Source organism: Planococcus sp. BI3 (genome assembly GCF_056680115.1).
Map to the genome: position 1 here is coordinate 541,264 of NZ_CM155266.1, position 26,006 is coordinate 567,269.

Sequence of the window (26,006 nt, forward strand, 5' to 3'; positions counted from 1 at the left end):
ATATGGTTTCAGTATTAACAGGAGATTCTTGGTCTCGAAAAGGAATATCCCTATTATGGAATCCAGAAGCATTAGCTTCTATAACAGAAATAAAAAGTGTAATCAGTGTTAGACAATACTTAAATTTTTCTAAAACAGAATGGCCTGAAGAGCTTTCATCTGCTAATGGTTATTCCATGGTTGTCAGTGGTTTGGACATGATTTTAGACACTTCAGAACCTACTGAATTAGAAAATTGGCTCCAGTTTGAATTTTATCAAACGCTTCTTTCCTTTCAAAGTATGTATGAAGGACAAGCATCGCTAGTATTTTGGTTGCCAGATGCTCAAAGAAGATTAGAAGAGAAAGCAGATGGAATATACTATTGGAACTGTAGCGGTGTTTATCATGGTAAGCAAATTCCTCTAAGTCTATGTTTATGGAATGGAGCTGCAATTGATGCCAAAATGATTTCAAAGAGTATGAATATTCATGAATTACAACATGAGAATTGTATAGGAATATATCATTCAAGAATCTCTTAATTATATTAAAGAATAAAACAATTCCGTTTGTCAATTTAAGCTAGACAGATCTATTCCATTCAGGTGACTCAAAAATGCCTCCAGGGGCGTACGGTAATCCAGCGACTTCCGTGGGATGTTATTCCGCTTGTCTGCCACCGTGGAAATGAACGGTTGATCCACCTGGTTGAAATCCATGTCCTTTGCCAAGCCGTCTTTTCGAAGAAGCCCGTTGGAGTTTTCATTCAACGCGCGCTGGGAAGGCGTGCCGGGATCCGCAAAGTAAATTGAGACGTCGTGCCGGTTGCATAACGGCTTCCAATTGGAGAATTCCTTCCCGCAATCAAACGTGATGGATTTGAACAGATTTCTGGGGATCCCTTGAAACCACTGATTCAACGTGGTTTCAATATCGCATGCCTTGCGTCCTGCAGGCTTCAAGGCGATGATGACTTTCGTCAGCCGTTCGACCAGCGTAATCACCGCACTTTTGTGGAGAGCGCCCACAATGGTGTCGCCTTCGATGTGCCCGAACTCTTTTTGGAAAGAAGGGTAATCGGCTTCCCGTTCGGAAATATGCCGTTTGAACGCCTGCTTTCCGCGGCGTTCCTGGTGGCCATTGGGTTTCCGTTTCCCTTTCATCGGCAGTGTCGCGGCATCCAAGACCTGATTTTTGAACATGCGGTAGAGCGTGCGCGCAGAAAAATCGATGGCCGTTTCTGGGCCGACAATGACATCCGGCGTCCAGCCCTGCGCCACCTTGCCTTGAATATAAGCCCGTTGTTTTTCCGGCAAGACGATGGTCTGTCGTCCGCAACGCTTCTTGTTTTTCTTGTACTGCGTGTAAAAATCGAGCGCTGTGTGACCTGATTTCAGGAAGTTGATGACATTGTAAATCGGCTGCCTGGAACGGCTCAGGTATTCAGCTATTCTCGTTACAGGTATATGTTGATGATAGTAAGCTTCTATCATCACCAGTTCGTCCGTGGTAAGATGGGTGTAGGTCATTCGTGGTCACTCCTATGTTTTTCTTTGGTCGGAAAATACATTGTGAGTGTACCACGGATGGCTTTTTCAGTTGTCTAGCTTAATTTTACAATCTGCGTAATATAAAAAATGAAAAATAAAAACTCTCCAAGATGATATATTAGATGGAGAAGGAAAAACTATTAAAGAATTGATTTAATTAATTTATTTACTGCTAGTAATTTAGGTGGCTAACAGCTCTGCTCTAAACATCTAAGAGTCTGTATTATACTAAATAGATTAAATATGAAATTTTCTGTACTTGGTATTGGATAAAAATAGGCAGGTGATGAAAGTGATATTTCAAATTGGTCAGCGCATTTCTCATAATGAACATGGGAAAGGAATAGTAGTGAGTTTACCGACTGACGGTTTTATACAAATTTTCTTTAGTAATGGAGAGAGAAAAGTACCTGTAGAAGCCTTATCATTACTAATAAGCAATTCTGATTCAATAGTTACCCATATTAATTCAGATGAATCAAGTTTAAAGAATGCATGGTTAATTTATCAAGCACATAAACTTCCCTTAATTGAAAGCGCAGCTGCACTAACTTCAGCAAAGATAGATCTATTGCCGCATCAAGTAGTTTTAACACATAGAATTTCGACTGCTTTCCCTAGAAGATTTTTAATTGCAGATGAAGTAGGATTAGGAAAAACAATTGAAACTGCCTTAATATTAAGAGAATTAGCTAGCCGTGGAGAGTTGAATCGTGCGCTTATAATTGTGCCAGCTGGATTGGTAAACAATTGGCATCGAGAACTGAATGAGGTGTTTAATTTAAATTTCGAAGTATTTGGAAGTGAAGGGGATGTAACCGATAGACGTTCGAATGCTTTTATAAAGCATGATCGATTGATTGCAAGTATCGATACTTTAAAAAGAAAGTCTAGAATAAAAAAATTAAAAGATTCACCTATTTGGGATTTAGTAGTGTTTGATGAAGCTCACCACTTAACTGCTTATAGAAGTGGAGGGAAGATTAAAAAAACTGAAAATTATAAATTAGCTGAAGTAATGCAAAGCTTAGCAAGAGATCTTGTATTACTTTCTGCAACTCCTCATCAAGGAGACAATTTCAGATTTTTAATGTTAGCACAATTGTTGAATCCAGCTCTATTTCGGAATGTGGAAGATATGATGGATAATAAACATAGATTAAATGAAATCGTTTATAGGAGAACAAAAGCAGATGCTTGTCGAGCTGATGGCACTTCCCTTTTTGCAAGAAGATCTGTTCAAACTGAATCTTTTGTGATGTCAGAAGAAGAAAGAGTGTTCTATAACGAATTAATTGGATACTTGGCGGAGGGATTTGCGCTTGCAAATCGTAACGGAGGTAAAAGTAGAGCATTAGGTTTTGTAATGACAATTTTCCAAAAAATTGCAGCCTCTAGTTTTGCAGCTGTTAAAAGAACTCTTCATAGAAGATTGTTAGCACTTACAATTCAAGAAGGAATAATACATGATGGTAATCTTGATATTGAAGCAAGAGAACGTTCATATGCTGAAGCAAGAGAAATTATTAGAAATGAATATAATTTAGTCGATGACCTTTCAGCCAATATAGAGGTTGATCAGATATTAAATGATTTTAAAAGAAAAGTTTTGAAAAAAATGAATTATGAGGACCAGCTAAGCAGCGACGATTTTAACGTTTCTGAATCTGATTTTAATGAAATTGAAGATACAGCTTTGATAGCTATTAAATATGCTCTGCCTGAAGAAAGATTTAGAATAAAGCAGGTATTGTCAGTATTTCCGGAAAATCAGGAAACAAAGGTTCAAAAATTACTTCATGCTATTGGAGTATTATGGGAAAGAAATCCTGGAGAAAAAATTGTTATCTTCGCTACATATTTAGGGACAGTTGAATTACTAACCAACGAAATTGAAAGATATTACCCAGGCCAAGGTGTCACTGTTTTGAAGGGGGGAGATCATAAAGCTAAAATAGCTGCAGAACGACGTTTTAAAAGATTAGATGGCCCAAAAGTTTTGATTTCCACAGCTGCAGGAAAAGAAGGTATTAATCTTCAATTTTCTCGTGTTCTTTTTAATTTTGATTTACCTTGGAATCCAATGGATGTTGAACAAAGAATTGGACGTATTCATAGATATGGCCAGAGATACACAGCTCAAGTATATAACTTGATTCTTTCAGATACTATTGAAGGTAAAATCTTTTTGTTACTCAATGAAAAATTAAGAGAAATTGCAAAAACACTTAGTAAAGTTGATGAATACGGAAATGTAGCTGAAGATTTAAATTCACAAATTCTTGGTCAACTTTCTGAAAAGTTAAATTATGATTCGCTTTATAAAAATGCTTTAAATGATCCAGAATTAAAGAGAACCAAATATGAATTGGCAATTGCTATGGGAAATGCTATTGAATCTAGAAAAGTTGTTTTTGAACTATTTCAAGAATTAGATGGTTTTAGTTTAGACGATTATAAACCTATGGCTGATATTAAAAGTGGGTTAGAACAAGTTGAAAAGTTTTTGGAAAGAGCAGTACTACAAGAGAACGATGAATTTTCAAAAGTGGAAAATGATATAATTAAAATTACTAAAGATTCTTCTCATATTTTACTAACAACTAATCGAGAAAAATCATTATATGATAATCATATTGAATTATTAGGGTTAGATCATCCTTTAGTAAAAAGTTATATTGAAGATTACCAAAATTATGATCCGAAAAAAGTAGGGATATCAATTGAAATAAAAGATGGAAAAAACGGGATTGTATCAATATGGTGTATAGAAGTTCAGAGTAATAACAGAGAAAAAAAACTTTACGTCATTCCTATTTCAATAGATTTAGAAGGCAATAGATTACCTAAGTGGGAGAAGGAGGTTGAAGAACTATTTACTTATCCCTTAAAAGAAAAAAATAAAACCTTAGATCGTAAACATATGTTATATGAAATAATTGAACCTATGCTTCAAAGAGAGTTAGTTTATCGAGGAATTATTACGGAAGTGACAGATTATGATTCAAAACTAATAGGTTGGATTGAGATAACGTAAATACGTAAGCATCTATTGGACGCTTACGCAAATACAAGTGAAAAATTATATTAAAAACGAGGGCTAAAATGAATAGCCCTCGTTTTTGCTATCTAGCTTGATTCATTCGTGGTATTTTCCCTAAAATTACATTTTCATTGTTAGAAACAGATAACTTAGACTTAGGGGGGCGGATTACTTCAACATCAACGCCTAACTTGTTCAAATCTGCTATTTTTTCCTCAATACTACGAACATCTTTAACGATATTTTTTATTTTAACTGATGTATACATAATTTTCCCTCCCTATATTATGTAATCACTTTTTACTACGCCTAAATCTTTATTAAGTATATCATAAAATTTTTCTGCTGTATTGTCTAAATAACTGTTTAATTCAAGTTTGTCAAGTGTTCTATGGTTAACAGTAATTATAAACATATATGGTACATTTTCTAGGTGAAAAGGTTTAATAATATAACTTCTATTTTTTTTGTCGTTAACTCCTTCATGAACAAATTTGTAAAAATCGCCTTCAATTATAGCTCTTAAAAATCCTGTTCTTTTAGAATTTAAGAAGTAATTAAAAACTTCTATTTCCACATTTTTTATAAGTGTTGGATAAGATCCCATAAGTTGTTGATATGCCAGAATAAGTAAAGCAAACTTTATAATATCACGCTCATTTGTTTTTGAAGGTATATTTCCGTTGAATTTACTAAAGTAACTTGTCATTTCAGAAATATATCTTTCTAATGCTTCGAATTCGCCACTTAAATATTCATCACGTGCTTTTATAAACTTATCAAGATCCAACCTAAGTACTTTATACCTTTCTCTAATTAAATTTATTGAATAACTATCTTTAACATACATTAGTAAAGTTGGATCTACATCATAAGTTATTTCTTTATCACCAACGCTTTCTCTATATTCGTAGAGTTGAACACTAATAACAGGACTGTATAAATTTACAAACTTTGTAATAGCAGTTTTTAAGTGCTCTTCAGATTGTATTCTATTAGGAGAAATTCGAAGTTCCAATTGATCTCCACCGCTCTTTTGCTTCTCAGTATTAACCATATTTAATACGCTGTTGAAATATATTTGAAGTAACCAAGAAATTGAAAAACTTAACAAAATTAAAAGTAACATAGAAACAGAAAAATTCACACTGAACTGGTGATCGAAAAAGGCTTTCAACTTAGAATCCAGGGTATTGTATTCTTTTGTATATACCAATATGCCAAAAGTAGGGAATATAGCTATAAAGAAAAAACTTTTAAGCCTTTTAAAGAAGGTGTATAAAAAATTGTGAATTTTTATCATTTAGCATAAACTCCTCAATTTAATTGTATTTACTATAATATAACCAATTTAAGTGCTTCTGTATAATGCAACTCAAAAGAATTCTGACGTTCGTTTTGGGAAAACATAGCGGTCTTACATAAAATATAAAATTTATTTTAAGATAGTCTTAGCCATTGATAAAGAATCTGGTTTCGCAACACTTGAAATCCAGCTCCTACGAACATCATCTGTTTCGTACGCTCATTCGCTGATTTGGTAGATCGGTATTTCAAATTAGGGAATATCCTGAACCAGCGGGACACCATTGCGGTCCGTAAAACAGTATCCGGTATGGTCAAGTTGATTTATCCGAATGGGATCTATCCAAAAGAAGATATCGAAGAAATCTTGAAATATGCTTTGGAAGGACGCCGCCGCGTCAAAGAGCAGCTTAAAAAAATCGGTGGCATGGAGTTTTACGATGTCATGTTCTCTTATATCGATAAGGAATCATTGGAGGAAGAATATACTTCGGTGCCTGAACAGGGCGGCGGCAAACTGATTCCTGAAGGCATGGGCAAGCCGGGCCATGTGTACGTGGCTGGACATGGGCATTCAGGGATGATTGGTGTTTATAAACTCGAAAATGAAGTGGTGAGCGGAACAGGAAAGTTTGATAAGTCTGGTGTAAGTTCTTCACGAGATGCGAGGGAAAGCTTAGATACCGCCTTCCGTTTCTTTACAGCCAACAGCAAAAGCATCAGTAATACCATCGCCATCAAAACGAAGGATTATCTGATGCATATCAGCGATCTTCAAGGAATCGGCCTAACTGATGAACTGGCAATCGCGGAATTGATCGGCCTTTGTTCCGGTGCACTCGATAAACCGGTCCAGGAAAGCACCATCGTCATTGGGAATATGACCGTTGGCGGAACAATTGCGAAAGTAGAAGAATTCGCCAATGTATTGCAGGTCTGTGTAGATGCGGGAGCCAAGAAAGTCTTGATCCCAGCTGCATCGGTTATGGACTTGCAGACGGTACCACCGGACTTGCTGGTGAAAGTACAGCCAGTGTTTTATTCAGATCCTGTTGATGCGGTTTATAAGGCTTTGGGGGTTAATTGATTTTTATATCAAAGGCCTTGAAAGATTCAGATGCTACGTTTTAGTGGAGATTTGTAGTAGTTATTTGAGTTAATGATTTATAGGGGAAATCATTTAATTGTTATTTTCTTTCCCGCAAACTATAATACCAATGAGTATATCAGCAAGGTGTTTCAATTTGTAAGTGGAACATGAATGGGAGGGGAGAAAGAAATATGGCTACAAGTACTTTATATGAAAAATTTAACTTAGATGAGTCTGCAGCGCAAAAACTTATTTCTACTCCTGTTACGAAGGTTAACGAGACAAATGTTTTTAGTGATATAAATTTAAATGAAAAAGAACGAGTTGCTTATGCAACAAAACTTCTTGCTTCTCGAAAACGAATCTTATGATCTTTACGAAGTTATTCAAAGTAACTGAACAAAAATAGCTAATGGCTCGACTCACTCAAGAGCATTACAATAAATTGCAGAACTTTAAGAATAAATCTAGGGTACCTGTTTCTGAAATAATGAATTATAATAGTTTGAAATTTAAGCCGTTCGTTACAGTCAACCAAAGCTGTAGCGAACGGCTTTATTGTTCATAAGTTTACATAATATTTTTATTGTGATGAAATACATCCCTTAGTTGAGTAAGGAATTTAACCCCCAACACATCCATTTATCAAGTTTCTCAGAACGATCTTTTACTCTGAGGGTATCACCAGGCTTTACTACATCGCATTCAAGCATGGATTCTTCCTCGTCGTAAATCATTGCATTTTTTTCTGAAGTAGAACCTAAAATTATATACATAGGCATAAGTCCTTTCCTAAGAAATATGGAAAAATAATGAATTGATAATTTTAAACTTTTCGTCATTAAGACTTAGGGATATGTTACCATTTAATAAAATACATAATAAAGAATTTCAGCTTATTTACTTTAAAAACATAAGAGAAGGTAGGACTTTCCATGTCATTTCAGACACCCATTACAATTAAAAAGGCAGTAGACAATATACATAAAAACAAATATCTTCTACCAGCGATTCAAAGGGAGTTTGTTTGGGACACCGCTCAAGTTGAGAGACTTTTTGATTCATTGATGCAAGGCTATCCTGTAGGATCATTCCTTTTTTGGAACGTTGAAAAAGATAAAAGTAAAGAGTTTCAGTTTTACGAGTTCATTCGCAATTATCATGAAAAAAACAATCGTCATAACCCCATTGCGAGCGTCAGTGGACGGGATGATGTAACCGCTATATTAGATGGACAACAAAGGTTAACTTCCTTGTATATAGCGCTTAAAGGGTCCTATACATATAAATTACCTAGAATGAGACGCGAAAATCCGCTGGCATATCCTACGCAGCATTTATATGTTGATTTGTTGGGCCCTTCTGAGGAGTATGATATTAAATACGATTTCCGATTTTTAACGGCGGAAGACGCAATTAATGAATATGAAGATGCGTATTGGTTTAAAGTTTCAGACATCCTAACTTTTAACGATACATATGAAATTGCTCAGTATTTGATTGAACATGATTTGAGTTCGATTGAAAAAGAAAAGGCACTGTTTGCGAATCAAACATTGCATAAACTTTATCAGTCGATCAATGAAAAGCCTAATATCAATTTCTTTTTAGAAGAAGAACAGAATTTGGAAAAGGTACTGAATATTTTTATCCGTGTTAATAGCGGTGGGACGAAGCTAAGTTATTCTGATTTGCTGCTTTCGATAGCGACTGCTCAGTGGAAAGACAAAGATGCTCGACAAGAAATTAATTCTTTTGTAGATGAGATAAATCAAATCGGCAACGGATTCAATTTCAATAAAGATTTCGTTCTTAAGTCTTGTTTGGTTCTTGGCGATTTTAGAGACATTGCTTTTAAAGTCCATAATTTCAATAAAAAAGCTATGAGGAAAATTGAAGAAAATTGGGATGATGTTAAAGAGGCAATAAGACTGGCAGTCAATTTAGTATCTAGTTTTGGCTATAATCAAGAAACTTTGACTTCCAATAATGCCATAATTCCCATCGCATACTATTTGATGAAGAAAGGATCGCCACATCAGTATTTGCAATCCCAGCAGTACAAAGATGATCGGCAACTCGTTAAAAAATGGCTTGTGCTAGGGATGTTAAAACAAGCCTTTAGTGGACAACCGGATAATGTCATTGTGCCGATTAGAAAAATCCTAATGGAGAATCATAACGAGTTTCCCCTGAAACTTATCATTGAAAAATTTAAAGGTGGCACTAAATCGTTCACTTTCAATGAAGATGAACTTTATAATTTACTTACATACAAATATGGCCAAAAGCAAACTTTCTCAACGCTAGCACTTTTGTATCCGAGCCTAGATTTCAGAAATATATTCCACGTGGATCATATATTTGCAAAGAACTTGATGAAGAAAAAGAATTTAGTGAAAAGCGGTATGACCGAAGACGAAGTCAATTTTGCTCTTGAGAATATCGACTCGATTGTTAATCTTCAACTGCTCGAAGGAATACCTAATATAGAAAAATCAGATCAGGATTTTGAGGAATGGGTCAATAAAATCTACAAAGATGACCAATCTAAAAATGATTATTTCAATAAGCATTTTATACCTCGTGTAGACCTAAGCATTGTTAATTTCAAAGAATTCATTGAGCAAAGAAGAGAGCTGCTTCTCCAAGTTTTAAAATCAAAAGTTAGTCAGTAATAAAGATGCTGCAGAGTTATAAGAAAGTAAAATATCACAGTCAAAAGAGCCTGTTGAACGCTTATAAGAATTAAACTTTGAGGGTGTTTTTTCATATGGATCGATCCGAGTCAGCGGCGTACATGGCCAGCCACCTTCAATACGCTGGCGTAAGGTATTACATTTTCTCGGAAGTCGAAATCGACGAAATCCAGCAATAGACAAGCGGAGCCGCCCAGCTTATCAACAAGTTGGCGACCCTCTGTCTGCTTTACTCCGCACAAAACGGCCATCGAATCTTCAATGACCGCATTGTGAAGAAAGTGATTGAAGGAATACTCTAGCCCAGTCTCCTTTTTTGTGCGAAGGACAAGATTTCCAGCAGAATCTGGACAGTAATCACCGTCAATTTTTGGACTTTTAGTCATGTCATTGACAGAAATGTTCAAACAGGCTTAATCAAAATACATACAAGAAAAGGTTTTACTTATTTACACATAATTCTCGAAGACCTCGCCTAATTATACTTAGAAGATATTGTAAGAAATAATTTAAGGGATGCTAATGGAAGTGTAATGACACCAATTCGAAGATTGGCTACAGCTTACGATTTGCTTATCCACAGAGGTTTAGCATAAAAAATAGGACATGAACACGGTTTCCACATGGTGATGGAATTCGTCTTCATGTCCCTTATTTTATAATTTAATTATGATTTATTATACGGCAGGAGTCAAGATGGACATTGACAAGGATAAGCAATTATTTAGATTCCAGCCATTTAAAATAAGAAGGTAGGTAAGAGACATAACTTCTTAAAGATTTTAAACGAGAGAACGGATTGCCATTACTTTATTAGGAATAGGAAACAAGAAACTGCCTTGCATTCTGCTTTCTCCCCAAAAAATAGTATGCTATACTATGGATATTAAAAAGACCGAGTGCTGTTACACCCGGTCAATGCAGTACATGCCGCAAAAGAGCGGCCGGCCAAATTATGAGAATGTTTATCTTAAAGAGTAATCGCCCACAATCCTGGCAGGGACAGAGCGGTTACTTTTTTTTGTTGATGGTAATTGCGATGATTGCCACTACAGCTGTTAAGGCCGCAGTGAGGAATATACCAAATTGAAATAGCATATTCATAGCATCGTAAGTCACCATATCTAAACACCCCCTTTCTCAAGGGAGTGCCAACCGCTCGTCCACTTTATGTAACTGCATTCTTAGTTTACCATTCGATTAGAAGAATCACTATATACCTCATGGCCTATGGGAGAGGATATCAGTCCTCAGTATTGTTGCATGATTGAAGCTTTAACGCCTTAGCCGTATTTTCAAGTTATTTGTGGCCTGTGAGAACCACGCTATTTAATAAATTTGATTGTTCAAGGGAAGTTAAAAGTCATGTAAATAGTAGCGAACTAAACAAAAGTGGGGTTTTTATGAAACCAGTAAATTCAAACCCGCATGAAGAGCGTAAAAAAAGAGTGGGATTTGCTGTTGGCTTGGCTGCTATTGATGGCGGAAAGCCAACGATGTATACGCAGAATTTGCTGGAACAGTATGAAACTGGTGAGATAACTGCCTGCCAAGTAAAACAAGCAATCATTGAAAAATATACCAAATGACAAAGTAGCTAAATAACCATCTTTATGCAGCCATTTCTGAAATCTTGTGATTTCAAAGATGGCTGTTTTCTTTTATCCCTAAAGAGCGATGAAAGAAAAGAAGAAGGATATCTTCACTGAATAGTAGGTATAATAGATTAGTGAGCATTTACAATATTCGACTATTATAGATCAGAAAACCAAAAATCTTCAAATTGAGAGGCGTGTTTATTTAATGACGATAAATATGAACTTGTGGAAAGTGGAAGCGTACGGCTTGAAAGAAGTGTCCAGATCAAAACTCGACAAGGAAGACCGGTTAGAAAAATGGATTGAGCAGGACATCGGTATCCTCGATTTGGATTTATTGCTTATCGGCCGGCAAGTGGCTACTCCTTATGGCGGCAGAATTGATCTCTTGGCGATGGACTCAGATGGCAACCTGGTAATTTTAGAACTGAAAAAAGACAAAACGCCGAGGGATGTCGTGGCGCAGGCATTGGATTATGCGTCGTGGGTGAAAGACCTGAGCTATAAAGAAATCGAATCGATCGTTTTAAACTATTTGGACAAGAGCCTGGCTGAAGTATTTGCTGAACGGTTTTTATCGTCCTTGCCAGAAGAGCTCAACAAAGAGCACAGCATTGTCATCATGGCATCTGAGTTGGATTCGTCTTCAGAGAGGATCGTCCGCTATTTGTCTTCCGAACACAACTTGAACATCAACTGCATCTTCTTTAAGTTCTTTAAAGAAGGCGAACAGGAATTCCTTGGTCGCACCTGGTTGATGGATCCCCAGGAAGTCGCTGTCAGAACCCAGTCGGAGAAAACCGTTCCATGGTCTGGCTTGTACTTTGTCAATGTCGGAGATGGAGAACATCGAAGCTGGGAAGACTGCAGAAAATATGGCTTTATGAGTGCCGGCCAGGGGAAACGATACAGCAATTCCATGAAGAAGTTGAAGCCTGGAGACCGCATCCTTGCGTACTTAAAAGGCCACGGCTATGTCGGTTTCGGGGAAGTGACATCAAGTGCCGTGATGGTAAAGGATTTTGAATGGGATGAAAGGGGTTCGTTGCTGCTGGACCAGCCATTAAAGCAGCCGAATATCGAGCAAAACAAAGAGGATGCCGAGCTGGCAGACTGGACAGTCGGCGTCAAGTGGCTGAAAGCTGTGCCAAAAGAAGCTGCGGTGACGATGCCGGGGATATTCGCAAACCAAAATGTCGTCTGCAAACTGAACCACCAGCCAACTATCGATTTTCTGACTCCCCATTATTCTTTATAGAGCAGGGATTGGGTAATAGGAGAGATCAAAGAAGGAGTCTATGAAATGTTCTCGTTTTTCAACAAGAAATGTGCCCTATGCAAAAAGAAAGCCATCCAACCGCGAAAATATTTTGACGATCAAAACAAGTCGATCCTTGTCTGCGTGAAATGCGTACTATATGCAGAAAGAAGAGCTTTCCGGAAACGGAGCGCTTGAATAGCAAAAAACCCCTGACAGGAGAAATCATTAATTTTCTCCAGTCAGGGGTTTATTAATTTATAAGGATTTTAGAAATCCACTAACTTTTCATCATTCACACAAGACGCCATTAATGCAATCGACCTTTATATATGCGAATACTGCCTAAAAAAAGAGGATTACTTCGTAGAGAGAGTCTATAAGAATGGGCGCTATGAAAGCACAGCAATCAGTAAAATAGGTTATTGAAAATATTTACAGCGATGGACAGGACTTACTGGATACAATTTCAGGAAAAGCCAGGTAGTTGCCATGCATGCAGCAGGCGCAGATTTACCTACTTTTGCGCAGCAGACGGGTCATCAATCTCTTGAAACGTTAATTCAGCACTACCTGACAATGTTTGAGACAACCGTGTATAAATACTTATAGGTATGGATCGAATTGAATTAAGAACTAAAAACAGGAGAGGGTTACTGCATTTTCAGCAGCCCTTTCCTGTTTTTTATTGAGGGCACAAACTTATTTTCAATAAGAGAACAGCAAAGTGCAATTACTCCTTAGGTTGTGAGGCATAATCAATTTCTTCTGTACCATCGGGATCAATTAACTTTAATTTTTCCCCGTTCGCACCTATGCGATAGTAACCTGGATTGTTCTGATGAAATGCTCCGCCACATTTTTCGAGATATACCTTTCCATACTCACTTTCAAAATTAAATGGATTCAAACATAGAGATTTTTCAGCCTCACATATTGCTAGTTGAATAAAGTCATCAGCCAAATTAGATCGATTTGTTTCTAACAATTTAGCAATATAGTGAAGCCGGAAATTCGTCTCATTTTCAATTGATACTGAGAATTTAACAGGCTTTGGTAATATTGCGTGATTCAATTCTTGTACTCGTTCTTCTACATAATCTTTTATTATGCTCATTTCTGTTCAACCTCCAAATAGTAATATTTTAAATAGTTTTAAAATTATATTTACTTTATTATCGCGCATAACTATAATTAAAGTAACTTACATATTGTGGAATTAATGGGAGGGAACTATGAAATTTAAATTACCTTATGGTCTTCGAGACGGGGAACTCGTGCATATATCAATGGTAGATAAAGGGTTGAACTGTCGATGTATTTGCCCGGCTTGTAAGCAACCTTTAATCGCAAGAAAAGGAGAAAAGACAGTTCATCATTTTGCTCACGCTAGTTTGGCAGAGTGTGCTAAAGGCATTGAAACAGCTTTGCATTTATCGGCTAAAGAAATCCTTGAAAGACGTAGGGAAACTTTATTGCCTAAAGTAGAGGTCGAATTCAATAGTCACAGATCGAACTGGCTCGTTTCAGAGAAACGACTTATTCAGTTCGATAATGTCAAACTGGAATATAAAATGGATGCTATCGTTCCTGATGTCATTGTTTGGATAAAGGGAAGACCCCTGATGATAGAAGTGACCGTTACTCATAAAACAGATGAAGAAAAAATAGCTAAAATTAAAAGCCTAGGCATTTCCAGTCTTGAAATCGATTTAAGTTCTGTCAAAAGAGAAATTTCCGTTGCAGAACTGGAACTTATTCTTATTGAAGAAACAGGCTATAAAAAATGGCTGCATAATGAAAAAGCGGATTTTTATAAGGCGAGAGCGCTGACTTTTGCTGAAGTGAGAAAAACAATTGATCGCAATTGGGCTTTGCATGTTGATGGGTGTCCCATTCGATCAAGAATATACCGAGGGAAATCCTATGCGAACGTTATCGATGATTGTCTGTCTTGTGAATACTGTTTACATATAGAAGATGGAGAAACTGGAATAGAAAACATTCATTGCAGCGGTTCTTCCGGAATAAAAGAACTCGCAGATTTATAAAGAAGATAAAGAGCTAGTGGAATTATTAGAAAAGGGGAAAGTTCATGAATTATGCCATTCATAGGTTGGATAAGACGGAGGAATTTATCATTCAGCTTCTTAAGAACCAGACAATCGAAGAATTAAAAAAAGTGGCAGAGAAAGATACCTACGAATGCCCATACTGCCAAGAAACACTACATGTCCGTGGGGGGAATATACGTGAATGTCACTTTTCCCATCTGCATAACAAATCTTGTGATGCCTCCAGACAAGTGGAAAAGTCCTATAACCAATACAAAAAACAAATCAAACGCGAATCAACGAAGCATTCGATTTTAGTCAGTATAGTTAAAGATGAACTAAAAACGGCTGCCATCGGAAAAGAAAATATCGAAATTGTAGAAGGGTATCGAGTAGAAAAGTTCAAGAAACACTTTCCAGACCTTTATGTTTGTATCGGCAGCCGTGAGTGGGCAATCACCATCTTGACTGAATTGACCGAGGACGAAAATAATACATACGCAAGAAACTTTAGGGAACGTCACCGCTATTTTCAGGAGAATGGATTAGAACCTTTATGGCTGTTTGATAAAGCGAATTTTGCAACTGAAAAAAATAAAAGAAGCCTTGTCATGTGGGAAATTGAATACTTAAGTTCGAGAGAAAGCAAAGAGGATTTTCATTGGAAAGAATCTATTAGCCAATACACAGATAGATACGATTTGTTTAAACTGCTAAGGTATCCAATGGTAGATGTCGGCAAAGAACTGCTAGTAAAAAGTATTTACTACATTTCCAAAATAGATGAAAAGAATGCGATACGGGTTTACCGATATATTGATGACGCGGATACTGGTCCATATCGTGGGTTTTTAATAGGAGAGACTTCTACTGTTCCATTTAGTCAGGCCCTGCAAATTGAATGGGAATCATTTCAGCTGAGCGATCCCGAAAATGAAAGTAGGTTGAGGAAAGAGCTGAAGGAAGAATTTGTGGGATCTCAAGAAGAGGAGAAAGAAAGGTTAAAAAGAATTGAAGAAGAAGAAGTGAAAAGAAAACAGCTGTTAGCAAAAGAAAGAGAGTTACAGGAAATAAATGAACAACAAAAACGCTTGGAAGAAGCGAAAGCTCCAAAACCACAGACTCCCGATCTACTTAAGGAAAACGATCAAGCCAGCTATCAATTAAATTGGAATTCATTTTCTGCGATCAGTTATGGAGAGCAAGAATTACATAATTATTGGGACGAACAGTTTAAAGAGATGAGAAAAAAGCGGCCTCAGAAATTAACTTCTATAATCCGGGTTTCTGAAAAAAAGTACGAAGAGTTTAAAGAACGGCTTTTGACTGTACGGATAGAAGGGGAGATGTATATTCAATCTCCCAATAGAAAATGGCGGAAACTCATTTTGGATTGGTTGGAAGAAAATTATTATGAGGAGAACTGGAACTTATCAACGCAGATGATGCTGGAGCATCTGAAAAAATCGGAAATTGATTTCACAAAAAACAATGAAAAAATCCTGAAGACACCGATAATAGGATTTTTAACGGCATTTAACAAATCGGTGAAAAAAGAATTGAAACTTGAAAATACAGTGGGAATTGTTGAATAAAGAGAGGAGGATAGCTCTGTCCTCATACCAAAAAAATTGGAAAGGTGGAAATTAGAATGAATATAGAAGAACTTGAAAGAATAGAGGCAGCTTTATTAAGTGATGAAATCACGTATGAGGAGGCTGGAGAAAAAATTTACAGCACTTCTACAAAACCGTGGCAAACAGCCTATTGGAAGAAGAAGAGAAGTGAAATCATTAAAGATGCTTGCGAGCAATGCAACAGTGCCAAACTTCCTATGGTCTTGCAGCACACATGGCATCCGTCTACTTACAAAGAGCGTACTCGGGAGTATTACATAGCTTGCTTTGAAGAGGCACAAGTAAAAGGTTTTCAGATAACCATTGAGGATGAAGAGATTAATCAATACCTAAACCAGTTTACAGAAGTCAAACCAGCTTGCTCGGCTTGTGAAATGCGTAGTTTTAGAGAACGGAAAACAATGACACCAACTTTTCATTGTAATCGGTGCCATCATGAATTTGAAGAGCCCACAATGGTTTCTTATCATCCACTACTTGGAGTCGCACCCACCTTTGATCATGTGAAAGCAGGCATGAGAAGTAAGCGAATACGGGAACATATCTGGGAAACATATGGACCAGAAATTAAAAAAAGAGCGATTCTAAAAGGAATCGAAGAGCACAAACGCTATATGTCGTTGGAAGATACGAAAACTTTTTGCAAACGCTGTGCTTTTCTCTGGGACAAAAGAGGCAAGAAAGTTTGTGAAGTTTGCAAGGATACTTTAATCCCTCTTGCTATGCACGCTTGTTATAAGTGCCAAGCAGAAGGGCATCCTGGTGTTAAAGTGAATTCTTGAGTTGAAATTGTCTTACGCATAGCATATTAAAAGGTTGTTTTTGAAACTTAAGAAATAGCCTTGAATAAATCCTTTTTATAAAAAGACCTACCGTGGTCCGCATTTTTAAGAGGCGTGGTAGGTTCTGTTAATTCAAATATAAATTTAATTAATATGCCCGTCTATCTAGATTTAGGATAGGGTATTTATAATTGATCTATAACTTAACCCCTTTCTTCTGAAAGCTTCTTCTCCACCTTCTAAATGGACCAGAATTAGTCTCATAATCTGCATGTCACTAAGGTAGCCAGTTTTCTTGATATAACCTCTGTTATTTTGAGAATCGAGAACTATTACTTGTTCAGCATCGGCGTTGGTCACAATAGTAGAGTTATGAGTAACAATAACAACTTGCCGAGAATTTTTCAGTTCCTGTAGACTTCTGACCAAGTTTTTGTAGATATATTGATTATCAAGATTGTCTTCTGGCTGATCGATAATAAAAGGTGAATTATCGCCTATGAATTTTCCATAAGACATAATAAAAGTTAAAATTGCCACCACTTGTTGGCCCAAAGATAATTCCTCGATATTTTTAAAGAAAGTCGGAAGGTTTTCAGTTGTCTCTTTTGAATTAACATTAAATAATAACGCATAGTCATCTATCAGATCCAAATAATTTTTCAAGCAAGAGATGACATTAGCTCTATTATCTCTTAAAGTATTAAGGACTTCGTTGAAGACATCTTTAACAGGAATATCGTTGAAACTTTTAATATCTTCTTCAATATCATGAACCGATATATTATTAGATACAAACTTGCCGATAGGTTGCATATTTTCGAGCTCTTCAAAATTCCTATTAAATAATAAGCGCAGAAATTTTATTATTCCGATATTTCTTGCGAAATAGTGTGCATAATCGGCAAAATCTTCCCAAGTGAACATCGTATTAGCAATTTTCTTCTTTTTTGAAATTCCACTTATTAGTTCGTCTACATAGTCGAAAGTAACAGTTGCATTAGGAGATTTTATGATATTGATAAGGTTATTGTGTAAGGAGTTATACTTATCTAGATTTTTTTGGATTTCATCATTATAAACCTGAATAGTTTTTTCAAAAGCAGTTAGCGATTTTTTTAGAGCTACATTGAAACCTGAACGTGAAATGTTTTTTAAATGTTGTAGTTCGTTATAGAAATTATCATCAGTCATATTGGAAAAGATAATATTTTTTACAAATACTCCGCTTTGCTTGCTTTGGATATTATTAACGATCGAGTTGATTGAATAATGCTTTTTATAAATTTTGTTCAGAATTACATTACGTTGGCCAATGTCTTTTATCTCGACTGTCTTTTCACTATTTACTACCTCGAAAAGATTTACCCAATTATCGGAGAGCTTAAATACCTGTAATTGAGGAGTGCCTGCAGCTACAAAGGCTTTTGATAGAAAGAAATCTGGGTGGGAAGGATCTAAGTCTAAGTCAACCTGAGGAAGGCATCTCAATATATAATCTTTATTCTCTAATCTAAAAACGATAAATATGAATTCATATTGTGAGATGAGTTTTAAAACACTCAAATCTTTGGATTCGAGAGTGAAGGCTGTGTCAAGTATGTTAAGGACGGTACTTTTTCCGGTGCCTCTGCCACCGATTATGCAATTTAAATCTTTGGAAAGATCCAAGATGAAATTCGGATTTTGGCCATTTCCCTTTAAAAAACTTTTTTCACTAGGCTGCAATACAATACCTTTAATGAACTTATTAGTGGTTTGAGGAGCAACAGTATAAATACAAAAATTATGATTATGTATGGCTTTGTTTAAAGAGTTAAAGTTCACTTCATTCATTTTGATCCATGTATTTTTGATTCCCAGGTCTTCTAAACAATGTGCATCACTTTCATGGAAATAACAAAACTGTTCCAAGTCCCTAGCAGAGTTAATGTGTTTTTTCCAAGAAGTGGATTCCAAATTAGTTAACCCTAGAACATTTATATTAGCGTATTCAAATAGAGCTCTTTTATAGAGGCCAGTTCCAATCCCCTTATATGAGTTAACGTGTGCGATGTATCCAATACCTTTAGTTTTGTGTATTTTCTCCAGAACACTAAGACTGGTTTCAATAGTTCCTAGCTCCTCGTTATGGATTATCAAAGTTAAGAGGTTTTGGACCTCTAGAAGGTTATCGTCATTAAAAATTCCAACAACATGTGTGTGATCCGAACATGAAATTTCTACGCCTAAATAAAGATAGATGCACTTTTGAGTTGATAAAGCATTACTTTTAATATTCTTAATAAAGTAAGCCTCTAAGGCATATTTCAGCTTTTCAAAACCCTCTATCGTATTGTGGTCGGTTACAACGGCAATTTCAATGTCGTTCTGATAAAGCGTATAAGCAATTAGCATATAAGAAAGGTATTCTTTAAAACTGTGGAAAGGAAGCATTTTATCGGAAATTGAATTTCGATAATTTTCATCAGTAAATTTTCCGTCTGATAACATTCTTAATAATAAATCACCTTGCTCTGTTGAATGATATCCAATGACTACTGAGTGCTTTATAATTTCTTCTTCAGTTAATTCATTATACTTCTTGTTTTTGATAAGCTCGTAATCGTGAGAAGCAGGTGTATGAAAGTGAATCTCAGCTTTTTTTAGTTTCCCATATTTTTTTCTCATTTCTTCAAGTTCTTGATAGACACTAATGGCATTGAGTGAAGCAGTTTCTAATCTTGCCAAATTTCTCACCCCTATTTATTTTGCATTCAAATTTTGGACTTCTATATTTAATTCCATTTCTTCATTCGGACTTTTGAAAATTGTACCATGGAATAGTATGGAAATTAAGGGAAATAAAAAGCCGATAACAACTGCTTGTTATTGGCTGCGAAAAGGAGTTTCTTAATAATTATAGAATTAACTATTGACCTGTATATTGTCTTCGTGTGCTTTAAATAATTTGTGAAAACTAGTCTTTTAACTCCAGCTTTCTTCATGGCTTCCATTGCTGTTAGCTCTTTAGCTTTCCATCTTCTATAAATCTCTTTGAATTCTTCTGAAACAAGAACAGGGGCCCTGCCAAATTGTATGCCATTTTGCAGGGCCAAATCGATGCCTTCAAGCTGTCGTTTCCGGATGCGTTCACATTCTTCTTCTGCCATCCAGGAAAGAATCTGCAAAACCAAGTCTGCAATATAGGTCCCCAGACTGTCTTTGTATTGCGTCGTATCTAATAACGGCATATCCAGCACCACAATATCCGCTTCAATATTTTTCGTGAGATCATTCCACTCCTGGAGAATCTCTTCTTTGTTCCGACCAAACCGATCCAGCGTAGAATACAACACAACGACTTTAGCCATGTACTTTGTCACTCTTCATTTATACTTAAACTCAGGAGGTTTTTATTTTGCAGAATCGTATTAAAAAAAAGCTCTTCAATTTATCAAAACACTTGCGTGGAGAAGCTGCTCAGTCTCCATTGATCAGCGGTATTATATTAGATACTTCTAGGCGTCATGTATCAGTGTCGTTCTTAATGCGGATTATCGATGAGATTCAAGTAGGAGGCGGTAATTACCTTCAATTGCATTTTTCGGATGCAGAGGGATACCGGCTATACTCTGAAATCTTAGGTCAGGCTTCGATGGAAACGAATGATCAATACCTCGTTAAAAGCGAAATTCTAGAACTCATCACTTATGCAAATGATAGAGATGTGATGATCATTCCGGATTTTGATGTTCCAAGCCACTCAAAGGGATGGTTGAGCCTTGTCAAAGAAAAATTCGATGAAAAATTTTATAATTCTATCGTGTCAGACTTTGATGAGGGTCTGGTTGACTATTTTGATAATCCTCAAGCAACAAAGTTCGTTAAACATCTGATAGAGGAAATAGCCTTTTTATTTAAGCAAGACAAATATAAAGGGCACCAAGTATTTTCAATAGGAGGTGATGAAGTACCTGGGACAAATAACTTTCAAGAAGAGTATGTAAGGTTTATAAATACGATTTCTAGTTATGTCGAGCAATGCGGCTATAAACCGAGAATATGGAACGATTCTTTAAATGAAGTCGGGTTATATGCATTAAATTCAAATATAGAGATCGTGTATTGGCAAGAAAGTATATTGACCCCAGAGGTGTTTATTTCGCACAAAAGAGCACTTCACAATTCGAATTTTTATACATTAGTGTACAGCCCAAGTAATGACAACATAAATATAGAAGCTATCACAGAACAAATTGAATACGTGAAGGCGTTTCATAAATCAGATATATTTTGTTACAAAGATAATCCTTATGGCGAGGTTGATACGCAAGGGGTCCTTAAAGGTACTGCATATACCTTTTGGACTGAGCGTGGAATCGAACTAACAGATGAACAATTATTAGCTCAAATTTTGCCTTTAGTAAAAAATTATTTAAACATAAGCCAAAACTAATCTATTGATAATTGCAAAGTTGTCACATAATATTTATCGTCTTCTTAATTTGGGTAGTTCATCTTTCTTTGTTCCAAAACTCATTTATTAATGGTTTTATTGACTTCCGCTTTTGTCATTAGAAGGGAAGATACTTGTGATTAAAATCAAAAGGTTAGGATGATTGCTATGTCTTCCCGCTATTTGAAATTGTCTATAAAAGAATTAGAAGACCTGGACCGTGAGCACCAGTCCACTTATGACGAAGATGAATCGACTACATACAGACACAAAATCGATCTCTACACAGCGATGTATCTCCGGGTAAAAAAATTGGTCAGGCAGAAGAAGGAAGACCCGAGTTATTTAGGGGCGATTAAGGAACGACTGGTTTATAATTTGGTCCATTACGGCACTTATTTAAAAATGTCTGATCAAAAGAACGAAAAGATGGCGGAATCCAGTTTAGAGAAAGCACTGTCCTTTGATCCAACAAATCCAATTGCTGCATATCGATTGGGTTTTTTGTCTTATAAGCAAGGGGGATTCGGTAAAGCGCTCCAGTATTTCCAAACTTCTATAAACAATATGGCTGGAAACGAAAATCCGGCGATGAGTCTTAATGAGCAACAGCTTAGGCGTGCCCATCTTTATTTGACCAATAGTGCGTTGAATGTTGCTCGTCGGGCTCAGGCTAACCTGGAAAAGCTTCCCGCTGCCGAATTAGAGCAGTTGCCTGGATATGAATTTTCAGGCCTCTTTTCAGCGATGAACAATAATGACAATTACTTATGGAAGCATGCTTTCTGTAAGAAAACGGTTGAAGGCAGGACCACTTGTTCAAAACAGGACTGTGAAGACATCGCGATGAATAATCCAAGAGACACGATTATTTTGTATTTTGGCGATGTGGAAACCAGTTTGAACTTTAATGGAAAAGCGGTTTCCTTGAGTAAAGGATCGAGCGATTTGCTGCGTTACCTACTGAATGAAAGCTCGGAAAAGAAGCCTGCTAAAGCTGGGAATGTGAAGCAGTTTTTTGGAAATTTAAGTCTGGATGAGGAATTAAAATGGGAAACGTATAGAAGAGCAATCAGTCGCTTAAGGGCAGCTATGCAAAATGCTTTGATTCCTGAAGTGATTGCTACAGTACCGAATGGCCAAGCTTATTATTTTGATGGTTCCATACCATATATGATTCTCTACCGAGTGGATGAGGAAATTGAATAACCCTTTTTTTTACTGGCTGTGACAATCGTGTCACAGCTTTTTTTGTATGCTACAGACAAGAAAAGAAGGGGAGAGGATATTATGGAAAACTGGAACAGCTTTTTGAAAGAACTGGAAGAGTGTCTGGCAATAGATGGGGAGAGCGGTTATGAAGATGTAATTCGTCAATACGTTTTGGATAGACTGGTCTCTCATGTAGACAACATCAAAGTGGACAGAAAAGGTAATGTGCTTGCAGAGAAAAGCTGCGGGACTGGGGATGGCCCTGTAATTTTATTGAATGCTCATCTGGATACAGTATATGGATTTGATGAAGGACGAAAAATCTTAAAACTGGGGAAGATTTGGTCGAGCACAGAAGGCATATTAGGAGCGGATGATCGGGCGGGTGTTGCGATTTTATTGGAATTGGCAAGGCGAATGGATGAATTCAATTTTAACGGCAAACTGAAATTCATTTTCACAGTGGAAGAGGAAATCGGACTCATTGGAGCAAGAAATATAGACGCACATTTTCTGAGCGGTGTGGATGCTGCTTTTGTAGCGGATCGTCGAGGGGCTGGCGACATAATCACCTCTAGAGGGAGTGGATTGAAATTCTGCGATGAAGCGTATGGTACTTGGGTAGAAGAAATTGCAACAGGTGCAGGATTGAATGGCTGGAAATGTCGGCCAGGAGGCAGCAGTGATACGAAGATATGGGCGTCTTATGGAATACAAAGTGTGAATCTGTCTGTGGGCTACCAAAATGAGCATACTTCAGAAGAGTACCTGGATACGGAGGCTTGTTACGAAGCGTTTAAACTGCTGAGTACAGTCTTGAAGAATGGCGAGCAGCTTAGGGGGATACTAGAGCTTATAGAGAACAAAGAAGTAATCAATGAAGGGTGAGGTAAAGCGGAGGATGGGTAAAGTGTTTATGGCATTCTATAATCTTCTTAATAAAATGGCCGGAGAAAAAGAACGCCTTTTTCTCCGGCCATTTACATAAAATCTATTAGAATAGGAAAGCTATATGCTCACCGAAAATCGGCTGATTGCCATTAATTAATCAGAAATCGGAAACAAGAAACTACCTTGTAATCTACTTCCTCCCTAAAAAAAAGGTATGCTATACTATGGATATACAAAAGACCGAGTGCCGTTACACCCGGTCAATGCAGTACATGCCGCAAAAGAGCGGCCGGCCAAATTATGAGAATGTTTATCTTAAAGAGTAATCGCCCACAATCCTGGCAGGGACAGAGCGGTTACTTTTTTTTGTTTATTGCCACTGCCGCTGTTAAGGCCGCAGTGAAGAATATACCAAATTGAAATCTATAAAAAATGTACGCTATGCAGAAAGAAGAGCTTTCCGGAAACGGAGCGCTTGAATAGCAATAACCCCCTGACCGGAGAAATCACTAATTTTCTCCAGTCAGGGGGTTTTTAATTTATAAGGATTTTAGAAATCCACTAACTTTTCATCCCTCACACAATTCCTACTCACTCGGCCAGGACTTCCCAATATAATTCTCGAACACTTCCCGGGAAGAAAAGCTCGGCGTAAAGCCGAATTGTGTTTTTAGCCGCGTATTGTCGAGAACCGGACGGTAGCGGAGAAAATTGATCTGCTCTTCCCCGTATTGGGTCAGGCGAAGGCGTTTCAAGACGAACAATCCGTTCTTCACGACACTTGCCGGCAAGCGCAGCATCTTCTTTCCGAGCATACGGCTTAGTTCGGTTATCGTGACAGCGCCGTCTCCGGCTACATTGAATATTCCGGTGGCCTCATTGGAAATCGCTTGAATGAGGCAGTCCACAACGTCCTGGTCCCAAATAAAGACGAAGGGGCTTTCCGAACCTTGGATCCCGAGAACGACTGGTTTTTCAAAGAGTGCGGTAATTTGATTGCTGACGTTTTGGCCGAGAATCGTGCCGATGCGGAAGATGACCTGCTCCAACTCGGGATGTGTCTCGCGGTAGTCCGCCATCATGTTTTCGACCAGGCGTTTGTGATGGGAATAGGCGAATTCTTCGTTGCCTCTCAACGGATCATTTTCCACGAGCCAGTCGGGGTTATCGGCGTGGTAGCCGTATGCCGCTCCGCTCGAAGTGACGACGATCCGTTTGACACCGGCGGCTGTACAGGCTTCCAGGACATTCTTGGTGCCGAGGACGTCCACAGAGTATTCGAATTCCCGGTTGCTTTTCTTGCCGGGCGTCACGATGGTCGCCAAATGGATCACTGTATCAATGGTCTGTTCTTCCATGAAATCCGTAAACTCAGCAGCGCGGACATCCATTTTATAATAGCTTGTCTTTGGACCCGTTGCATAATGTGGCTGGTCGCGGATATCAGTCGCAATAATATACCAGGGTTTATCCTGTTCCTTTATCAGCTTTTCTAATTTTTGTACGAGCTGGCTGCCGATATAGCCGGCCGCTCCAGTGATCAAGATATTCATACAGTCACCTCTTCGACTTTCAGGGCCGGACGTTTGGACCAGAATAAAGCCAGGGTCAAGCCGCTGATAATATGCCAGACTGACCACCAGGCAGCGACGATTGCCATTCCACCGAGGCCGTCAAAAAAGTTGAACACCAGAATCAAGCACAGGCCGGAATTCTGGATTCCGACTTCAATGGCGATGGCCCGCCGGTCTTGTTCTGGCAGCTTGAACGCCCGAGCGGAAAAGTAACCGGCAAGGATGGCGATCAGATTATGAAGGAATACCGCTATCACGACCATGCCGACATAATCCAGGAAGTAATTGAAGTTCGCCGCCAGAGCACCGGCCACAAAGAAGAGGAAGAAGACGATCGAGAACTTTTTCATCCACCCGCTGGCTTTTGCGGACCAACGCGGCGCTTTATGGTTCACGTACATACCGAGCACCAACGGGATGCCGAGCAAGATGACGATCGACTGGACAAGGTCGATGGGCTGAATCATGAAAGAACGCAAAATTTCATTGGTCGGTCCGTACAAAGAGCCCCAGAAAACGGTGTTCAATGGCGTCATGACTATGGACAGGGCAGTGGATACGGCGGACATGCTGATGGAAAGCGGCGTATTGCCTTTCGCCAGATGCGTCAGGAAATTCGACAGGTTTCCTCCAGGAGCAGCTGCGACAAGAAACATGCCGAGTGCGATGCTCGGGTGCGGCTGAATGATCAAGACCAGCAAAAATGTTAAGGCCGGCATGATGACGAATTGCGCGCTGAGCCCGATGATGAAAGGCTTTGGCGACCGCAGCGTCCGTTTGAAATCAGCGGGTTTCAAGTCCAGCGCAACGCCGAACATGATAAAGCCGATTAAAATATTCATCAATAACAAAGTCATTGGATTGAAATTGAGTTGAATATCATCGATTCCCAT

Annotated in this window: 21 protein-coding genes and 1 pseudogene; 13 read left to right on the forward strand and 9 right to left on the reverse strand. The window is 37.8% G+C overall.

Annotation, left to right across the window (positions count from 1 at the left end):
* Positions 1 to 2: 2 nt before the first annotated feature.
* Positions 3 to 524, forward strand: a complete 522-nt coding sequence (locus AC1MEO_RS02770) for a hypothetical protein (RefSeq protein ID WP_480334165.1) — start codon at positions 3 to 5, stop codon at positions 522 to 524.
* 30 nt (positions 525 to 554) lie between these two features.
* Here the strand turns inward: AC1MEO_RS02770 and AC1MEO_RS02775 are convergent, their stop codons facing one another.
* On the reverse strand, positions 555 to 1,511 hold the full coding sequence (locus AC1MEO_RS02775) for an IS30 family transposase (protein ID WP_480334166.1): 957 nt from the start codon (positions 1,509 to 1,511) through the stop codon (positions 555 to 557).
* Between the two features lie 307 nt (positions 1,512 to 1,818).
* Here AC1MEO_RS02775 and AC1MEO_RS02780 point away from each other — a divergent pair, with 307 nt between their 5' ends.
* Positions 1,819 to 4,569: a DEAD/DEAH box helicase gene (locus tag AC1MEO_RS02780; RefSeq protein WP_480334167.1), complete on the forward strand. Its 2,751-nt coding sequence runs from the start codon at positions 1,819 to 1,821 to the stop codon at positions 4,567 to 4,569.
* Between the two features lie 88 nt (positions 4,570 to 4,657).
* Here the strand turns inward: AC1MEO_RS02780 and AC1MEO_RS02785 are convergent, their stop codons facing one another.
* Both AC1MEO_RS02785 and AC1MEO_RS02790 read right to left on the reverse strand, forming a co-directional pair.
* Positions 4,658 to 4,843 carry a hypothetical protein gene (locus AC1MEO_RS02785; RefSeq protein WP_480334168.1) on the reverse strand — a complete coding sequence of 62 codons (186 nt, stop codon included), beginning with the start codon at positions 4,841 to 4,843 and terminating at the stop codon, positions 4,658 to 4,660.
* 12 nt (positions 4,844 to 4,855) lie between these two features.
* On the reverse strand, positions 4,856 to 5,878 hold the full coding sequence (locus AC1MEO_RS02790; protein WP_480334169.1) for a hypothetical protein: 1,023 nt from the start codon (positions 5,876 to 5,878) through the stop codon (positions 4,856 to 4,858).
* 219 nt (positions 5,879 to 6,097) lie between these two features.
* Between AC1MEO_RS02790 and AC1MEO_RS02795 the strand changes: the two are divergent.
* From AC1MEO_RS02795 to AC1MEO_RS02805, 3 genes and pseudogenes are all read left to right on the forward strand, one after another.
* A pseudogene (locus AC1MEO_RS02795) lies at positions 6,098 to 6,967 on the forward strand (BREX system Lon protease-like protein BrxL); the annotation flags it as partial.
* Between the two features lie 194 nt (positions 6,968 to 7,161).
* Positions 7,162 to 7,341 (forward strand): hypothetical protein, encoded by a 180-nt coding sequence (locus AC1MEO_RS02800; RefSeq protein ID WP_480334170.1) that lies wholly within the window; start codon positions 7,162 to 7,164, stop codon positions 7,339 to 7,341.
* Positions 7,342 to 7,905: 564 nt separating this feature from the next.
* A complete protein-coding gene (locus AC1MEO_RS02805; RefSeq protein WP_480334171.1) occupies positions 7,906 to 9,648 on the forward strand; it encodes a GmrSD restriction endonuclease domain-containing protein in 1,743 nt (580 codons plus the stop codon).
* A 1,032-nt stretch (positions 9,649 to 10,680) separates the two neighbouring features.
* On the opposite strand, the gene AC1MEO_RS02810 is transcribed toward AC1MEO_RS02805, so the two are convergent.
* Positions 10,681 to 10,791, reverse strand: coding sequence for a putative holin-like toxin (locus AC1MEO_RS02810; RefSeq protein WP_480334172.1), 111 nt, complete (start codon positions 10,789 to 10,791; stop codon positions 10,681 to 10,683).
* Between the two features lie 281 nt (positions 10,792 to 11,072).
* Between AC1MEO_RS02810 and AC1MEO_RS02815 the strand changes: the two genes are divergently transcribed.
* Together AC1MEO_RS02815 and AC1MEO_RS02820 are read left to right on the forward strand one after the other, a co-directional pair.
* Positions 11,073 to 11,258 (forward strand): antitoxin VbhA family protein, encoded by a 186-nt coding sequence (locus AC1MEO_RS02815; RefSeq protein WP_480334173.1) that lies wholly within the window; start codon positions 11,073 to 11,075, stop codon positions 11,256 to 11,258.
* A gap of 214 nt (positions 11,259 to 11,472) precedes the next feature.
* Positions 11,473 to 12,525, forward strand: coding sequence for an endonuclease NucS domain-containing protein (locus tag AC1MEO_RS02820; RefSeq protein ID WP_480334174.1), 1,053 nt, complete (start codon positions 11,473 to 11,475; stop codon positions 12,523 to 12,525).
* 733 nt (positions 12,526 to 13,258) lie between these two features.
* Here the strand turns inward: AC1MEO_RS02820 and AC1MEO_RS02825 are convergent.
* Positions 13,259 to 13,642: a hypothetical protein gene (locus AC1MEO_RS02825; RefSeq protein ID WP_480334176.1), complete on the reverse strand. Its 384-nt coding sequence runs from the start codon at positions 13,640 to 13,642 to the stop codon at positions 13,259 to 13,261.
* Positions 13,643 to 13,760: 118 nt separating this feature from the next.
* Here AC1MEO_RS02825 and AC1MEO_RS02830 point away from each other — a divergent pair, with 118 nt between their 5' ends.
* Genes AC1MEO_RS02830 through AC1MEO_RS02840 form a run of 3 tightly spaced genes read left to right on the forward strand, consistent with a single transcriptional unit; the run spans position 13,761 to position 16,998 of the window.
* Positions 13,761 to 14,576, forward strand: a complete 816-nt coding sequence (locus tag AC1MEO_RS02830) for a competence protein CoiA family protein (protein ID WP_480334177.1) — start codon at positions 13,761 to 13,763, stop codon at positions 14,574 to 14,576.
* Positions 14,577 to 14,620: 44 nt separating this feature from the next.
* Positions 14,621 to 16,174, forward strand: coding sequence for a competence protein CoiA family protein (locus AC1MEO_RS02835; RefSeq protein ID WP_480334179.1), 1,554 nt, complete (start codon positions 14,621 to 14,623; stop codon positions 16,172 to 16,174).
* A 56-nt stretch (positions 16,175 to 16,230) separates the two neighbouring features.
* Entirely contained in the window at positions 16,231 to 16,998 is a 768-nt protein-coding gene (locus AC1MEO_RS02840; protein WP_480334181.1) for a hypothetical protein, read from the forward strand.
* Between the two features lie 171 nt (positions 16,999 to 17,169).
* On the opposite strand, the gene AC1MEO_RS02845 is transcribed toward AC1MEO_RS02840, so the two are convergent.
* Together AC1MEO_RS02845 and AC1MEO_RS02850 are read right to left on the reverse strand one after the other, a co-directional pair.
* Positions 17,170 to 19,728, reverse strand: a complete 2,559-nt coding sequence (locus AC1MEO_RS02845; RefSeq protein WP_480334183.1) for a Spaf_1101 family AAA-like ATPase — start codon at positions 19,726 to 19,728, stop codon at positions 17,170 to 17,172.
* A 104-nt stretch (positions 19,729 to 19,832) separates the two neighbouring features.
* Positions 19,833 to 20,351: a recombinase family protein gene (locus tag AC1MEO_RS02850; protein ID WP_480334185.1), complete on the reverse strand. Its 519-nt coding sequence runs from the start codon at positions 20,349 to 20,351 to the stop codon at positions 19,833 to 19,835.
* Between the two features lie 47 nt (positions 20,352 to 20,398).
* Here AC1MEO_RS02850 and AC1MEO_RS02855 point away from each other — a divergent pair, with 47 nt between their 5' ends.
* The 3 genes from AC1MEO_RS02855 to AC1MEO_RS02865 all read left to right on the forward strand — a co-directional run bounded on the left by AC1MEO_RS02855 (position 20,399) and on the right by AC1MEO_RS02865 (position 23,536).
* A complete protein-coding gene (locus tag AC1MEO_RS02855) occupies positions 20,399 to 21,436 on the forward strand; it encodes a family 20 glycosylhydrolase (RefSeq protein WP_480334187.1) in 1,038 nt (345 codons plus the stop codon).
* A 189-nt stretch (positions 21,437 to 21,625) separates the two neighbouring features.
* The gene (locus tag AC1MEO_RS02860; protein ID WP_480334188.1) at positions 21,626 to 22,645 is read left to right on the forward strand and encodes a tetratricopeptide repeat protein; all 1,020 of its coding nucleotides are present in this window, start codon (positions 21,626 to 21,628) and stop codon (positions 22,643 to 22,645) included.
* 81 nt (positions 22,646 to 22,726) lie between these two features.
* Positions 22,727 to 23,536 (forward strand): M20/M25/M40 family metallo-hydrolase, encoded by an 810-nt coding sequence (locus tag AC1MEO_RS02865; RefSeq protein WP_480334190.1) that lies wholly within the window; start codon positions 22,727 to 22,729, stop codon positions 23,534 to 23,536.
* Between the two features lie 590 nt (positions 23,537 to 24,126).
* On the opposite strand, the gene AC1MEO_RS02870 is transcribed toward AC1MEO_RS02865, so the two are convergent.
* On the reverse strand, positions 24,127 to 25,092 hold the full coding sequence (locus AC1MEO_RS02870) for an SDR family oxidoreductase (protein ID WP_480334192.1): 966 nt from the start codon (positions 25,090 to 25,092) through the stop codon (positions 24,127 to 24,129).
* A complete protein-coding gene (locus tag AC1MEO_RS02875) occupies positions 25,089 to 26,006 on the reverse strand; it encodes a bile acid:sodium symporter family protein (protein WP_480334194.1) in 918 nt (305 codons plus the stop codon). Before AC1MEO_RS02875 ends, AC1MEO_RS02870 begins: the two co-directional genes overlap by 4 nt.